We start from the raw sequence: 14,987 nt of genomic DNA on the forward strand, positions 1-14,987 counted from the left end.
CGCCCAAGCGGCCCCGCCTACACGAGTCGCGTGGCCGCCGCAGAACTCGGCGGCTCGCGGTTCAATCGATCCTGTGGCTCTACACCGCAATCGCGTTCGGCCCGCTGCTACTCGTGTTAGTGGGCTCGTTCCGGACCAACTCCGACATTCTGCGCCAACCCGTTGGGCTGCCCACTTCACTCAACCTCGACAACTATGTCCAAGCTTGGGGAACGGCGTCCCTGTCGACGTACTTTCTGAATTCACTGATCGTCACCGTCGCGTCGGTGTTCCTGTGCGTGATGGTCTCGGCTATGGCGGCTTACGCACTCTCCAGATGGCAGTTCCGCGGGCGGGCGCTGTTGGCCGCGTTCTTCATCTCCGGACTCATGATCCCCGCCAAGCTGGGGTTGCTGCCGGTCTTCTACATGTACCAGTCGATGGGACTGATCGACAGCCGCCTGGGCCTCGTCCTACTCTACGCAGCCACCGGGATTCCGTTCTCGGTCTTTGTGATCATGGGTTTCACCCGCGCTTTCCCAACCGACCTTGAAGAGGCGGCACGGCTCGACGGAGCGAATGAAGGGCGTATGTTCGTCTCCGTCGCGTTGCCGATCATGAGGCCGGCGCTTGCGGTCGCCACCATCTTCCAATTCGCTCTCACCTGGAACGATTTCTTCTATCCGCTGGTTCTCTTGAGGAGCGATGACAAATACACCGTTCCGGTCGGCCTGACGCGGTTCTTCGGAGAATTCGCGGCGGACCGAGCGACATTGTTCGCCGGCCTGGTCATCGCGCTCGTTCCGCTCGCCATAATCTTCGCTCTCGCGACCCGGCATATCATCGCGGGCCTCACGGCTGGAATGTCTCGATAATGACGAAGACCACATTCATCAGTATCGATGGCGGCAAGTCACAACTCCGGCTCCTGGCGGCGAGCGAAGAGCGCCGAGAGTACGGCGTAGGTCCCGGCATGATCTACCAACCGGACGAAGACGGAGTCGACCGAATCCTCGACAGCGTCCGTACCGCTGCAGAGATGATCACCCGTCCCAAGCACGTCGCAGGCGTCGTCGCCGGCCTCACCGGCTTACCAGGCGACGCAAACCTGCGGCAAGAAGTCGCCGCGGGTCTCACCGCGATGTTTCAAGGTCCGGTTTTGATCGTCGAAGATGTCGTCCTCGCCCACGCGGGCGCTCTCAACGGACCTGGGACGGTGCTGTGCGCTGGGACCGGCACCAATGTTCACACGATCGGGAAGTCGGGCGGACAGACGAGGCTCGACGGATGGGGGCCGCTCCTCGGGGATCGCGGCAGTGGCTATGCCATCGGCCTAGCGGGTCTTCGCGCTTCTATCGCGTCCCTCGATGGAGTCGGTCCCCGCACAGTGCTCGCCGAGTCACTCGCCGATGCCATTGATGGAACGGATCTGGCCAGCCTGCAACGGTTCTACCGGGATCCATACGTCGTGGGCCGAATCGCAGGCTTCGCTCAAACCGTGCTCAGCGCTGCGCCGGACGACACGGTGGCTCGAGCGATCTGTGATGAGGCCGTCCGCGATCTCGCCATCGCCGCCCAGACAGCAGCGGGTCGGCTGTCGGACGCAGGGCCACGAGTGTCCTACAGCGGACGGCTGATCGCGGCAGATGGATTCTTGAGTTCCCGATTACGTGACGAACTGCGAGCCCGGGGCTTGGAGTTGACCGATCCGATCGCATCGCCATTAGAGGGAGGCGTGATCTTGCTACAGCGCGACGAGCCCTATGCGGCCCTCCTTACCCAAGCTTGGCGCGAATCGAGCCTTTGGGAGACGGGGGATCTTGGGTGAGAGTAGGACACGGAGCAGCGCAGCTCCACGTACTCACGGCCGAACCCATGGGCGGCTACGCGGACCGTACAGACGGCGTGCAAGGCGTCCTGGATCCGCTGGAGGTACATGTCGTCACCTTCGCTGACGACGACCACCGCTTCGCGCTGATCGTGGCGGACCTGGTGTGTGTGAACAGCGACGTTGCCGGCCGTATCCACGCGACGGTCGGTGCTCTGCACGTCGACTCCTGTTGGGTCGCGGCCACCCACACACACGCCAGTCCTGAAGCAGGGTGCATCCCTGGGGGCAGCACGACACCCAGTAGCCTCGCCACCCGATTGCTCACCGCGGCTCGTGCTGCAACCGAGGCAGCCGTGGCAAATGAACAAGAGGCCACGCTGCACCCGACTCGTGTGCACGTCGCCGGATTGGCTGGACGGCGGAACACCGTCGATACACCCACCGACATACCCGTTGACGCGCTCGTTGTCACCGATGAGCGCGACGACGTCATCGGGACCATCGTGGTGTCGCCGGTCCATCCCACGGTTCTACCCGCTGACAATAGCTATGTCAGCGCTGACCTCAGTGGTGGAATCCGACGCGCCCTCGGTACCGGCCATCGGTGGGTCGTCGTCGCAACCGGTGCTGCCGGCAACATCAGCACCAGGCACACCCGGCGCGGCCGCACGTCAAGCGAGATCGATCGGCTCGGACAGCTGGTTGCCGAGCAGCTGAAGATCGACGAGCGGCTGCCGGCGCCACCGGATCAGGTCCGGATTCGCCCACCCGCGACACGTGTGATCGAACTTGAGCCGAAGAAGCCAGATGAGATCGACAGCGCCATACGGTTTGAGCTCGACAACAGCCGGTCGGACGAACGCAGCCGCGTGGTCCTCGAACAGGGCCGCCGGATAGCCGGGGAACTCGCGGCACAAGCGAGAACTGAGCCATATCGGGTCGCCGTCCAAGCTGTGGGGCTCGGTTCCGCCACGTTGGTCTCAGTGCCCGCTGAGCTGTTTCTCGAGCTTGGGGAATCGATTCGTGCTCGTGCGTCGGCAGCCAACGGACCCGCAGTCATCGTGCTCGGCTACACCAACGGCTACCTCGGATATCTCACCACCGGTGACGCACCTGAAACATATGAGACCTTCGTCAGCCCGGTACGCCGCGGCAGTGGCGAACATGTGGCGGAGGCGGCAAGCACGCTTGCACAGGCCGTCGGAGAGACGAGGAGCAGAACGTGATCAACTCTGAGTTCGCGGCACACGCCACAGACCTGGTCGACGACGTCCTCACCAGCCAGATGCCGGTGATGCAGACGGCAGCCACGATCGTCGCCGAGGCGATGGCCGACGGTGGAGTCCTTCAAGCATTCGGAACCGGCCACTCGCGGATCGTCACCCTGGAACTGGCGGGCCGCGCGGGCGGACTTGCCCCGGTCAGCATGCTTGCGGTCAAGGACCTGGTGATGTTCGCAGGCGAGGATCCAGCCACCATCCTCGACCCAACCTACGAACGCGAACCCGGACTAGCCGAACGCATCTACCGACTCGCTAAGCCCGAACCCGCCGATGTCTTTCTCATCGTCTCGAACTCCGGCCTGAACAGTGCGGTTGTGGAAATGGCACAGCTCGCGCACGCAGGTGGCCACCGCGTCATCGCTATCACTTCGCTTGCGCATACCCGGTCGTCGGCGGCACGCCATACAGACGGCCCGCATCTCGCAGATCTCGCAGACATCGTCATCGACAACCGCGCGCCGGCAGGAGACGCCGGCATCGATATCACGGCCGACGTACGGATCGGAGCCGTATCGTCCTTCACCGGTGTCCTGATCGCGCAGGTCCTCACCGAACTCATCTGTCGCCATCTGCTTTGCATGGGGCGAGACCTGCCGGTATTCATCTCGGCGAATTTGGCACACGGGGACGTTCACAACGCAACGCTTCACACCACGTACAAGGGACGAGTCCGCCCCATCGAGCCTTAGCGACATCCGGCGCCACGCGTCAAGTCCTGACTCCATTCAGACTCCATTCAGATCCAACATTCTTCATACCTCCGGTGAGAGTAGGCACTGAAGATGGACCCGGAGACCGGTATTCGCGCACTTCTTCAGCATATGCGGCGCGATATCATTAGGACGGAGAACAGAGAATGAAAAGATCCACAGCCGTAATGTTCGCCTGCACCGTTCTGACGCTGCTCGCGACCGGCGCTTCGGCGCTGCCAGCAGTCGGACCTGAACCACCTCCGGCCACGTCGACGGAATCGTCCCTTGCAGCCGGCATGGCGACTGTCAAGGTGATCACATACAACCTGTGCGGCGCCGCCGCGCACTGTGACAATCCCGGCGAGATATTAGATCGAACCGGATACGTAATCGACGAGGTGCTGGCCTATGATGCAGATGTCGTCCTGCTCACGGAAGTTTGCTACCTGCAATATGCGCACATGCGTGACGAATTAGCCGACAACGGCTACAGTCCCGGTTGGGTGGCCGCTTATGGACGAGTCAATAATTGCACGCCGCCTGGCGGGAATACCGAGACTCTCGCTTCCGAGAATAAGTTGCGGTTCGGCCAGGTGATGTTCGCCAAGAACTCCCTCACCGCCAGGGAGGACATTCCCCTGTCAGCCACCAATTATGGAGTAAACGCGATAATCAAGGCAATGTGCTACGACCTGGACGTTGGCGGCCTCGGGCAAGGCACGGCGCGAGCCTGCGTCGCGCAAACACGATCCGGCGCCTCCGGACCGGGTGCTCGCGCGCGCTGGGAGCAAAACGCAACGTTAGCGGCCGAAGTCGATCGCTACCTGCTGGGCAACGATCAAGCCGTGATCCTGGGCGGAGATTTCAACGCCGAGCCCGCCGACGACGAGATAGATATGTTCTACGAACTGGATGGTATCGGTGCGTTCGTGGAGGCGGACATGACTGACGCCGATCACTTCTCCAATGAGTGCCTCAGCCAACAACTAAGCCACTGCCGCAGCGGCGCGCCAACGTACGGCACCGGTACGGCAACTCCGAAGAAGATCGACTACATTTTCTTCTCCGCAGATCATGCTAGCAACCTGGACGCGGAAGTGAGGCCGATCGGCCCGAATTCCGATCACCATCTGCTACGCGGCTCAGCGACAATATCGCTGAGCGATTGATTGAACGACTATGACATCGTTACGCCCGTCCCGGCACGAGTGTGGACGATCCGCATCCAGTGACGGGGCATCGGTGCAGTCGGCGGCGTTGCGGCAGCCAGTCCGGGGGCACGCTCCCTAGCTGATGCGGCACGTTCAACCGTGACGACCCCACCAGGACGCATTGCGCGGCATCCTGGCACGATTCGACGAACTGGGTCCCAGTGTCATCGAGATGCGCAAGCTGCCCGACTGACCAGGCCCGCCCGTTGAGCGCGGGCTCCGGTATCGTCCATCGCCAAGGTTCTCAGGCCAGCAGCTTCGCCTTCTGACTCTCGAACTCGGCGTCAGTGATAGCGCCGGATTCGCGGAGCTGCGCCAGTTTGGTCAACTCGTCCGCGGTGCTCATGCCGGCGCCGTAGGAGCTGGGGCGGTACGGGCCGAGCCTTTGTTCGGCACTGCCGTAGCTTTCGAGCATCCGAGTGGTCATTCCTTCACCGCGGGCGATGAGGTACACCAGAGCGCCGAGGACCGGCACGACCACGACGAGCAACGTCCAGAGCGCCTTGGCCCACCCGGACAGGTCACTGCTGCGGAAGACGTCGGCCACCACCGAGATCAGCAGCCAGATCCACGCGACGAAAAGGAAAAACCAGATCATCGTGAAGAACAAGTTCAGGAGCGGATAGTCGTCCATAGGAACTCCTTCGGTCTGATCGCGCGTCGCGTGTGAGCGGTCCGCGTCGCGACGATGTGGCCAACTTGATGTAGCCAACTTCAATGATCACGACGAATACGCCCAACCCCCTCACCCCTCGGGGGTGATTCCCAGGCCCGCCGCCCGAACCGGGGGCCGACGCGCTCGACAGATCACAAGCAACGTCACCGCTAGCGCCATTCCTCAAGCAGACCGACCTCTCGAGCCCTCAGAACCGCGTCCGTCCGGGCCGAAACGCCCAGCTTGCGATAGATGGAGATGGCCTGAGTCTTGATCGTGTTGGGCGACAGGTGGAAGAGCTCACCGATCTCACGGAACGACAGATGGGTCGACAGGCTCGGCAGCAACCGGAGCTCAGCAGCGGTCAGCGAGGTAGGACCGGCAGCGTCGGCCCGCGGGATCTGCCAAAGCCTGCGTTGCAGGTCCGCCAGTTGGTCTCCCAGTGTGCCGACGTCCGGCATCCTGGCGATCACGTCGCGAGCCTCTGAGATCAGTTTCCGCGTTCCGGCCCGCTCGGACAGCTCGAGCTGCACCCGCGACGATTGGATCATCGTTTGTGCGGCGAGCCACGGAACGGACCGGCACAGCACCGAGCATTGCCAGTGAGCCCGGATGGCTTCCCGCCTGGCCAGCACTCGATCACCGTGTCGCAGCGCCGTTCGCGCCGACACGGCGAAAACGATCGAGCTCGGCAGGTATGCCTCGAGGCCACCGATAGAGATCGAGCTGCGGGCGCGCTGCGCGAACAGATCTGCCGAGACCCAGTCTCCTCGGCTCATGGCCAGCAGGGATCGCTCGGCAAGGGCGACGGACGACGTAGTGACCGACCCGATCCGCTCTGCGGCATCGACGGCGTCGGCCAGCGCCCTGTCGGCACTTTCGCCGTCACCGGAGAGGAAACTCCCAATGCCGTATACCATCAGGGCTGCCGGCCACCCGGGACTGGTCTCGGGCTCCAGGTGAACCGCGGCCTCAGCGTCCTTGCGCATCTGCTTGACTCCCCCTCGGCACGTGAGGGCACGCAGCAGATGCAGGGCCGGCACAACCGAGGTTCCGGCCTCGAGCGGGCGTTTGACGAGCGAACTCTTCTCGGCGATCTCGGCCCACCACGCCGCGCCGATCGCGTCGCCGGTCAGCGCGGCCGCCGACCCGGCGACAACCGCCAGCAACGGGCGTCGCTCGATCGCCTTCTCATCCAACCTGGCCAGCCAAACCTGCAAGGCCTCGACCCGCCCGGTCCGGTAGAGCCGGGGCGCCAACTGCTCCAGCAACGACGCCGCCCGGTCGTCGTCCGCCGCACAGGAGGCGTGGTGAAAAGCCTCTTCGAGCATGCCCCGCTGTTCACACCAGTCGCCCGCTCTGCGATGAAGCGTCGGCACCAGGTCGGGCTCGTACGCGGCCAGCCTCGCCATGAGCACGTCGCGGAACAGATGGTGATAGCGGTACCACTCACGCTGGTGGTCGAGAGGCACCAGGAAGACGTTGGAGTTCTCGATCGAGGTCAGAACCTGAGATGACCCAGTGCGCTCCAGGACCGCGTCACACAGCGATCCGCACATACGGTCGAGGACGGCGGTGTGCATGAGAAACCGCACCAAATCGTCTGGCAGCTGCGCGAGCACCTCCGAATGAACGTAGTCGGCGACGAACCGATCGCTGCCGGTGAACGCTGAGCTGTGTCGTCGCCCATCTTCGGCTGCGAAGCTCAGTGCAGCCAGACACAACCCCGCGGGCCAGCCTTCCGTCTTTCGCGCGAGCTCGGCCACCGCTTCGTCCGACACGCCCACCCCCGTGTTCCGCAGCAACCGGCAAGCCTCGTCGGCGTCCAGAGCCAGGTCGGAGGAGTCGGCCTCAGCTACGACACCGTTGGCACGCCACCGGGCCAGTGGGAGAGCCAGTACGTTGCGCGCGGTCACCACCAGCTTGGAGGCACGCGGGAGCCGCTGTGCCAGCTGTGCGATGACGTCAAGGCAGGCATGATTGACGAGATTGTGCGCGTCGTCGAGAAACAGCAACACTGGCGCCCTCATGGCGGCCAAAGCTGATCCGAGCTGGGGCAAGACTGTCGACGTGACCGAACCATTCGAGGCGAACGCGGCGAAGAGCATGGGGCTCAGAGGTTCGATCCTGTCGAGCGCGACCGCGATGTGAGCAAGCAGCACCGCCGGGTCGTTGTCGCCACCGTCGAGCGACACCCAGGCAGCCGCCGCGTTCCGCACCTGGCTCCACTCACTGAGCAGAGTCGTCTTCCCGTATCCGGCGGCGGCGTGAACGGCGACCACGGGAGCCGGTGAGCTCTCGAGCCGGTCGATCAGGGCCCGCCTGGATACCATCCCGACCCGCAAGGGCGGTGCGTGCAACTTCGATTCGACGACGTGGATCGGCGGACTCGTGAGGCGCGCCGACACACCTGAGAGCCACCTCAGCACGTCATCGTAGGACGCCGCCTGTTGGGGCGGATGAATACCGTTCATCGCCACGCTCCCCCTCACGTCGGCCGAACCGACGGCACACTCAGCATCGCGTGCCGAGGCGCAGTCTGACCTCACCCGCTTGGGGTGAAGGCGGCGCTGGCTCCTATCGGCTAGGCCGTTGCTGCACGGACCGCATCATCGCGGATGGACTCGAGATCGGCCTGCTCACTCAGCGAAGGCCTCCCGTGACAGCTCCTCCTGCTCAGTGCTCAGGTTGGTGTGGATCAGCATGGCTTCCTCCATCGGGAAAGGCGCCGGGCAGGTCGTGCACTTCACCCCGTTCGGGTGAAGATGTCACGGCCACGCGCGGATCACGATGACCGACATCGGCCGGACGGCGGGCCTGGGAGGTCACGGATGGGCGAGGCGATCGGGCAGATCCTGTCGCTGGGCGTCGGAGTGGCACTGAGCCCGTTGCCCATCGTCGCCGTGGTGCTGATGCTCGGGACCCGGCCCGCCACAATGCCGCGATCATGACCGTCGTCGCGCTGGTCATCGGCACGAAGCTGCTCGGCGACGCCATCGCGGGGCTGACGTGACGAGCTGGGACGTGACGAGCTGGCCGGACACGCCTCCGCGACATGCGGCCGCCGCGGCATGCCCGCTCAGTGCCTCACCACCTCAAGCACGTCAGGGCACCGGGGATGTCGACCGTGTTTCGCGGTCCGCCGCGACGTCCCGTCCGTGCACGGTGAGCGCCCAGATGACGAACCCGCTGACGACGATCACGATGACCGACCAGACCGGGTACCACGGCAGGGATGCGAAGTTAAGGATCGCAGCGAGAACGGCAATCGACACAGCGACGATTCGCGCCCATAACGCCCCCGTGAACAGGCTCAGTCCGGCCAGGAACAAGATCACCGCCAAGACGATGTGAATCCAGCCCCACGCGGTCAGGTTGAATCTGAACACGTAGTCTTCACGCAAGACGTACACCTCGTCTTCCAGCACTGCTGCAAGACCGGCGATGAACTGAAAGATGCTGCCGATGATCAGCATCAAGGCCGCGAACGTCGCCCATCCGATAGCCCATCCGCTGACCGGCCGTTGGGTAGTCATCGTGCCGTCTCCCCTCTTGACGATTGCGAACAGGACGGTCCGGCACAGCCAGGTGCACCTGCCTGAGCGGCTGCCGAGGTAGCACCCCGGTGCCCACCACATCCGGCCGTGCCGGGCCCGCCCGTTGTCTCGGCTCAGCGAATCAGGGACAAGGCGGCCGGTACATCGCCCCATGAGGGTGAAATCCGCTCTGTGCCGTGCGACGAAATCATCCATCTGGCATGAAGCGACTCAGGCGAGCCGTCCGTAGACTCACCAGCGATTCTGGGCCATCGTCCCGGATCGAAGGGGCCGCTATGGCAGGCGATCGACGCACCGCGCCGGCAGACGCCGATGCAGCCACCGAGCTCGCACAGCTGCAGGAGGAGAACGCGACTCTACGGGCCCGTCTGCGGCGTCGCGCGAACGTTCGCCGGTGGCTCGCCACGGTGTTGACCGTGCTGTCCTCCCTGCTCATTATCGTCGGCACCGTCGCGGTCTGGACCGACAGGACAGCGTTCAACACCGACCGATTCATGGCCACCGTCGAGCCAGCGCTTGATGATCCCGACTTCTACTCGGCCGTGGGCAACGTGGTTTCCGAGCGCGCCGTGGAGGCCCTCGATCTTGAGACACGGGTCGCCAACCGGCTGAGCCAGCTGGACGAGTACATGTCGCAGGCGCTCGTCGACGCAATCGACGTCAGCCCGCAGGAGAGACAGCTCCTCTCTCGCTTCGACCGGCCTTCTCTTGACGCCCTCGCCGCCCCGATCGCGGGCGCCCTGGAGGATCGAGTGACCGAGATCATCCAGCGCCGGGTCGCATCCGACGAGTTCGCGGCCCGGCTGGCCGAGATCGTCCGGCGGGCGCACAGTGGCGCCATAGCTCTGGTTCGCGACGAGCCCGACGAGCTGCCGAACGTGTATGTGACCGCCGGCGACGTGCGGCTCAACCTCATCCCGGTCATCGCAGACGCATTGCGCGAGGTGATCGACGAGGTCCGCGACTTCTTACCCGACGTCGAGCTTCCGGACCTGATCTCCGCCCAAGTGGAGCAAGGCCGGCTACAGCTGAGCGAAGCCCTCCAGACGCAGCTTCCGGACGACTTCGGGCAGGTAACTCTCATGTCCGAGGCGGCGCTCGACGACGTGCAGCAAACGGTGCACCGCCTGGACCAGCTGGTCTGGCTGATCGTACTGCTCACGCTGGCTATGATCGCGATCACGATAGCCGCGTCCCCCACCCGGAGGCGGACCGTCTTCCAGCTCGGTGCCGGCATCGTGATCGGCCTGATCGTCGGCGCAGTGATCATCCGGCGGCTGCAGGCAGCGATCGTGGACTCGATCGAGCGAGCCGATGGTGAGCGCGCGGCGGAGAGCCTGTTGAGCGCGACGATGTCCAGCCTCCGCACCGTGGCACTCGTCGTCGGAGTGTCTGCGCTCATCGCCGCCATCGTCGCCTACCTCGCCGGGAGACCGGCCTGGCCGGGCGCCCTCGCCGGACGTGTCTCGCGGCTGACCTCGCGCGCGGCAGGGCCGAGCGAGCTGGACCGTCGAGTCGGCGCGCACTATGAGATGTTCCAGATCGCCGGGGTCGTCCTCGCCGTCGCGGTGCTGTTCGTCACCGGAATCGGCATCGTTCAACTTGTTCTCCTCGGTCTGCTCCTGGCGCTCTACCTGTGGGCGCTGTCAGAGTCGAAGCGACACGCATCATGAGCCCCACGCCAACCGCCTCGACCCTGATCCTGATCTCAGCCGGCGTGCTCGTGGCGGGGCTCTGTCTACCCGCGCGACGGCTGTTGCCTCGCCTCGCGTCGACGGACACCAGCCCGTGGTCCTCGACGCTCTCCTACGTCGCCACCGCCTACGGCATCGTCGTCGGATTCTCGATCATCTTCCTCTTCGGCGAGTTCTCCGCCGCGCGCCAGGCCGTCGGCGACGAGGCCACCTCGGTCGGCACCGCGTTCGAGGAAGCCCGCCTCTTCCCCGGTGACTCCGACCATATTCAGCACGCCTTGATCTGCTATGCCCGCGCGGTGCCGGAGTTCGATTGGCCCGCACTGAGCGACCGATCGGCCGCACCCGAGGTAGATCAGGCATACCGTGACATCTTCCTCGCCCTCGGCGAAGCCGAGCAGCCGGCACAGAGCACGTTCCAGCCGGCAACCGCTACCAACATCCTCGTGCAGGTAGGAAACATCTCGACCGCGCGGGAGGCCCGTCTCGTGGCGGCCGGGATTCAGATCCCCACGCTGCTCTGGGTGCTCTTGCTAGGCGGTGGCCTGCTCGTCGTCGCGCTCATCTTCGTCGTGACGGTTGCCGCCCATCCCGTGACACAGGCAGTGCTCGTGGGTCTCTCGGCCATGTTCACCGTCGTGATGATCCTGATCGTCGCGGCGCTCGGCGCTCCGTTCGCCGCTGGTACCGGACGAGTGGCACCTAAGCTCATTGAGGAGACCACGGCATCCATGGAGCAATCCGAGCCTGAGCTGGCATCCCAGCCGTGCGACCACGACGACGGCGAGTGACTCACGTCAGCCGAGGCGCGCCGTGTTCGCCTGCCTCACAGGGCTGTTTCGCCGCTTACCGTGTGCGGCCACCTGCTCGGGCGACGTCCAGAGATCGGGCTTGCTGGTCACCCGCTGAGCCGGCTGCTCGGCTGCCAGCTCATCCCAGGCTCGGCTCAGGTCGCGGAGCAGGATGTCGATCATCTGGCGGCTGAGGTCGAGCCGCACGACCACGCGCATCAGATGCACGTTCTCCGCGTGGGGCGGAAGGCTGTACGCCGGAACGATCCAACCGTTCTCCCGTAGCCGGGCGGAGAGGTGGTAGACGTCGAACCCGGGGTCCTCGCGCATCGTGAACGTTACGACGGGCTCGGCGAGGCCCGGATTCAGGATCACAAACTGTCCGGTCGCTTCGAGCCGCTCGTTGAGGTACCTCGCATTCGCGAGCATGTTGGCGACGATCGACTCGTAGCCGCTCCGGCCAAGGCGCAAGAAGTTGTACATCTGCGCCTGGATCATCGCCGATCCCCGAGAGAAGTTGAACGTATACGTGGGCTGTGCCCCTCCGAGATAGTTCACGCTGAACACGAGATCCTCGGGCAGCATCGTTCGATCCCGGAACACCAACCAGCCGACCCCCGGATAGACGAGACCGTACTTGTGCCCGGACGCATTGATAGATGCCACCTGTTCAAGGCGGAAGTCGAACTTCAGGTCGGGCTCGGCGAAGGGAGCGATGAAGGCTCCGCTGGCACCGTCGACATGCATGGGTATGTTCCAGCCTCGTTCCCGCCTGAACCGGACCAGGAGGTCGTTGATCTCCTCGATCGAGTCGGCTTCCCCGGTGTGCGTCGTCCCCAGAACGGCACCGACGGCGATGGTGTTCTCGTCCACGAGCGCCTCCACGTCGTCAGCGCCGATGACGAACCGGTCCGGCTTCATCGGGATCTTTCGAGGCTCGACGTCGAAATAGGCGGCGAACTTGTCCCAGACGACGTGAGTCTCCGCGCCGTACACCACGTTCGGCCGATCGGCCGCTAGGCCTTGCTCCCGCCGACGGTTGCGCCAGCTTCGCTTGTGGGCGAGCAACCCCAGCATGATGGCCTCGGACGACCCGATCGTCGCGACGCCGACGACCTCAGCCGGATCGGGCGCGTTGAACAGGTCACCGAGCATGTGCACACACGCCTCCTCCATGAGGGACGCGGCCGGGTACTCCTCGTGATCGATGTGGTTCTTGCGGAGCGCGTCGTGGATCAGTCGCTCGGCTTGCGGCTCCATCCACGTCGTCACGAACGACGCGAGGTTGAGCGTGGCCCGCCCGTCCAGCATCAAGCCCGTATGTAAGAGCTCGTATACCTCGTCGGGTGGCATCCCGTCATCGGGGAAGTGCGTTGCGTCGATGTGCGTGCGGAAGCCCGCCAGGCCGTGAATCGGCGGCGGCACCCAGGAGCTGCTCGGTTCGGGTGTCACTCAGACCTCCTCCGATCGTCGCCTCAGTGCTTGAGGATCCTGGCCCTCTCCGCCGCGAACTGCCCCTCCTCCTCATTGTCGTGCCATCGCCACCCGCAGCCGCTCCTCCGGTTCGATGAAGTGGTCGTGGTCGTCCGCGCCGACGTCGATCTGAACCCACCGGACTCGCCCGCTGAACTGGCTGGTCGCCGTCGAGCGGCCGGCGGAGACCGCGGTGCCCGTCTCCCTGCCGACGTTCGTCGTCTCGTCGGCCGAGAAGATCAGCGGCTGTGTCATCCCCACTCGTCCACTTCCCGCTTCCTTGCCGTCGTAATACAGCTTCACGTCCCCGCCCTTGGCCAGGCCACCGCCCTCATAGGCGAACTCCATCCGCACCTGGTGCTCGCCGGTCGGAACCGGATCGGCCGCCGTCACCGCGAACTCATGAATGCCCAGCACGTTGTAGACGAACGTCAACACGCCGTTCGTCGTGTACAGCGCCCAGCCGCCGAAGCGTCCGCCCTGAGCGATGATCACTCCCCTGGCACCGGAATCGGGCACGTCCACCTCGGCCGTCACCGAGAACGACTTGTTCTTGATGTTGACCACGCTGTTCTCGGACAGCCGGCCCATGCGGCCGAACAGCAGCTGCGAGTTCCCGCGGATGAGCGTCGGGCGACCGGCGATGTCCGCATCCATCCGCTCCACGGCACGGTCGTCGAGCGGTATCACGTTGTACTTCGTCGCCTCGATCAGCCACAATCGCTGCAGCTCATGTAGCCGTTCCGGCATCGTCCGGGACAGATCGTGCGCCTGCGTCCAGTCCGCGCTGCCGTCGTAGAGCTCCCAGACGTCGTCGTCGAACGGCGGCGTCTTCTCACCGACGAGGAGCCAGGGTGTCTTGTGCTTCGTCACCGCGCTCCAGCCCTTGTAGTAGATGCCGCGGTTGCCGAACATCTCGAAATACTGCAGATCATGACGTTCAGGTGCGCCGGCGTCGGCGAAGCTGTACAGCATGCTGGTGCCCTCCATCGGCGACTGCATGACGCCGTTGACGAAGGCGGGTTCCACGATGCCGGCCGCCTCGAGCACAGTCGGCGCGACGTCGATGACGTGAGTGAACTGGGCACGGGTACCGCCCCCGTCGTCGATACGCCGCGGCCAGTGCACGATCGTCCCGTTCCGGGTGCCGCCCCAGTGCGACGCCACCTGCTTGGTCCACTGGTACGGCGAGTTCATCGCCCATGCCCAGCCGATCGAGTAGTGGTTGTACGCAGCCGGGGAACCGAACTCGTCGAGCTTCGAGAGCATGAACTCACGCGTCTCGAGGGACGCCATGCCGTTGAAGTTGGCCATCTCGTTGAACGCGCCGTTCGCGGTTCCCTCGGCCGACGCTCCGTTGTCACCGATGATGTAGTAGATGAGCGTGTCGTCCATGATCCCGAGGTTCTCGATCGCGTCGATCAGCCTCCCGACCTGGGCATCGGTGTGCTCGAGGAAGCCTGCGTAGACTTCCATCTCCCGCTCCAGCACCGGCTTGAGCTCCGGGTCCATGTCGTCCCACCCGGGGATCGCGGCGTGCCTGGCGGTCAGCCGCGCGTCGGAGGGGACCACGCCGAGCTCCTTCTGCCGCTCGAAGGTGATCTCCCGCTGGCGGTCCCAGCCGTGGGCGAATGCTCCCCGATACCTGTCCACCCACTCCTTCGGCACGTGGTGTGGCGCGTGGGTGGCGCCCGGCGCGAAGTACACGAAGAATGGCTTCTCCGGCATCAGCGCCTTCTGCTGTCGTACCCAGTCGATGGCCCGCTCGGCCAGGTCCTCGGTGAGGTGGTACCCCTCCTCTGGCGTGCTCGGTGGCTCCAC

General features: G+C 64.7%; 12 protein-coding genes. 7 read left to right on the forward strand and 5 right to left on the reverse strand.

The genetic code is table 11. The annotated features are described in order from the left end of the window. The 5 genes from ELR45_RS04515 to ELR45_RS04535 form a co-directional block, all read left to right on the forward strand. A partial coding sequence (locus ELR45_RS04515; RefSeq protein ID WP_205855942.1) for a carbohydrate ABC transporter permease occupies positions 1–854 on the forward strand: 854 nt, incomplete at its 5' end. Continuing rightward, a complete protein-coding gene (locus tag ELR45_RS04520; RefSeq protein WP_129663802.1) occupies positions 854–1,807 on the forward strand; it encodes an N-acetylglucosamine kinase in 954 nt (317 codons plus the stop codon). The genes ELR45_RS04515 and ELR45_RS04520, both read left to right, overlap by 1 nt. Continuing rightward, positions 1,804–3,036, forward strand: a complete 1,233-nt coding sequence (locus tag ELR45_RS04525; protein WP_129663804.1) for a hypothetical protein — start codon at positions 1,804–1,806, stop codon at positions 3,034–3,036. Before ELR45_RS04520 ends, ELR45_RS04525 begins: the two co-directional genes overlap by 4 nt. Then, positions 3,033–3,782, forward strand: a complete 750-nt coding sequence (locus ELR45_RS04530; RefSeq protein ID WP_129663806.1) for a sugar isomerase domain-containing protein — start codon at positions 3,033–3,035, stop codon at positions 3,780–3,782. Before ELR45_RS04525 ends, ELR45_RS04530 begins: the two co-directional genes overlap by 4 nt. Positions 3,783–3,949: 167 nt before the next feature. Next, positions 3,950–4,954, forward strand: coding sequence for an endonuclease/exonuclease/phosphatase family protein (locus tag ELR45_RS04535; RefSeq protein WP_129663808.1), 1,005 nt, complete (start codon positions 3,950–3,952; stop codon positions 4,952–4,954). A gap of 286 nt (positions 4,955–5,240) precedes the next feature. Here ELR45_RS04535 and ELR45_RS04540 read toward each other — a convergent pair whose 3' ends face one another. From ELR45_RS04540 to ELR45_RS04555, 3 genes are all read right to left on the reverse strand, one after another. Continuing rightward, positions 5,241–5,630, reverse strand: coding sequence for an SHOCT domain-containing protein (locus ELR45_RS04540; protein WP_129663810.1), 390 nt, complete (start codon positions 5,628–5,630; stop codon positions 5,241–5,243). Positions 5,631–5,821: 191 nt separating this feature from the next. Further along, complete coding sequence (locus ELR45_RS04545; protein ID WP_129663812.1) at positions 5,822–8,125, reverse strand: helix-turn-helix transcriptional regulator; 2,304 nt, start codon at positions 8,123–8,125, stop codon at positions 5,822–5,824. Between the two features lie 630 nt (positions 8,126–8,755). Further along, a complete protein-coding gene (locus ELR45_RS04555) occupies positions 8,756–9,187 on the reverse strand; it encodes a DUF7144 family membrane protein (RefSeq protein ID WP_129663814.1) in 432 nt (143 codons plus the stop codon). Positions 9,188–9,483: 296 nt separating this feature from the next. Here ELR45_RS04555 and ELR45_RS04560 point away from each other — a divergent pair, with 296 nt between their 5' ends. Both ELR45_RS04560 and ELR45_RS04565 read left to right on the forward strand, forming a co-directional pair. Then, a complete protein-coding gene (locus ELR45_RS04560) occupies positions 9,484–10,881 on the forward strand; it encodes a hypothetical protein (RefSeq protein WP_129663816.1) in 1,398 nt (465 codons plus the stop codon). Continuing rightward, the gene (locus tag ELR45_RS04565) at positions 10,878–11,693 is read left to right on the forward strand and encodes a bestrophin-like domain (protein ID WP_129663818.1); all 816 of its coding nucleotides are present in this window, start codon (positions 10,878–10,880) and stop codon (positions 11,691–11,693) included. Before ELR45_RS04560 ends, ELR45_RS04565 begins: the two co-directional genes overlap by 4 nt. A gap of 6 nt (positions 11,694–11,699) precedes the next feature. Here the strand turns inward: ELR45_RS04565 and gad are convergent, their stop codons facing one another. Together gad and ELR45_RS04575 are read right to left on the reverse strand one after the other, a co-directional pair. Next, positions 11,700–13,145 carry a glutamate decarboxylase gene (gene gad / locus ELR45_RS04570; protein WP_129663820.1) on the reverse strand — a complete coding sequence of 482 codons (1,446 nt, stop codon included), beginning with the start codon at positions 13,143–13,145 and terminating at the stop codon, positions 11,700–11,702. Between the two features lie 72 nt (positions 13,146–13,217). After that, positions 13,218–14,987 (reverse strand): sulfatase-like hydrolase/transferase (locus ELR45_RS04575; protein WP_240759155.1); only part of this gene is annotated, 1,770 nt, incomplete at its 5' end.

Origin of the sequence: Phytoactinopolyspora endophytica, assembly GCF_004138495.1 — a bacterium.
Taxonomy (GTDB): Bacteria; Actinomycetota; Actinomycetes; order Jiangellales; family Jiangellaceae; genus Phytoactinopolyspora; species Phytoactinopolyspora endophytica.

Excerpts from the sequence above, each read along its gene's own strand:
- ELR45_RS04545 (WP_129663812.1), bottom strand. The coding sequence starts at position 8,125 with ATGAACGGTATTCATCCGCCCCAACAGGCGGCGTCCTACGATGACGTG.
- ELR45_RS04565 (WP_129663818.1), top strand. The coding sequence starts at position 10,878 with ATGAGCCCCACGCCAACCGCCTCGACCCTGATCCTGATCTCAGCCGGC.
- ELR45_RS04555 (WP_129663814.1), bottom strand. The coding sequence starts at position 9,187 with ATGACTACCCAACGGCCGGTCAGCGGATGGGCTATCGGATGGGCGACG.
- ELR45_RS04560 (WP_129663816.1), top strand. The coding sequence starts at position 9,484 with ATGGCAGGCGATCGACGCACCGCGCCGGCAGACGCCGATGCAGCCACC.
- ELR45_RS04520 (WP_129663802.1), top strand. The coding sequence starts at position 854 with ATGACGAAGACCACATTCATCAGTATCGATGGCGGCAAGTCACAACTC.
- ELR45_RS04535 (WP_129663808.1), top strand. The coding sequence starts at position 3,950 with ATGAAAAGATCCACAGCCGTAATGTTCGCCTGCACCGTTCTGACGCTG.
- ELR45_RS04540 (WP_129663810.1), bottom strand. The coding sequence starts at position 5,630 with ATGGACGACTATCCGCTCCTGAACTTGTTCTTCACGATGATCTGGTTT.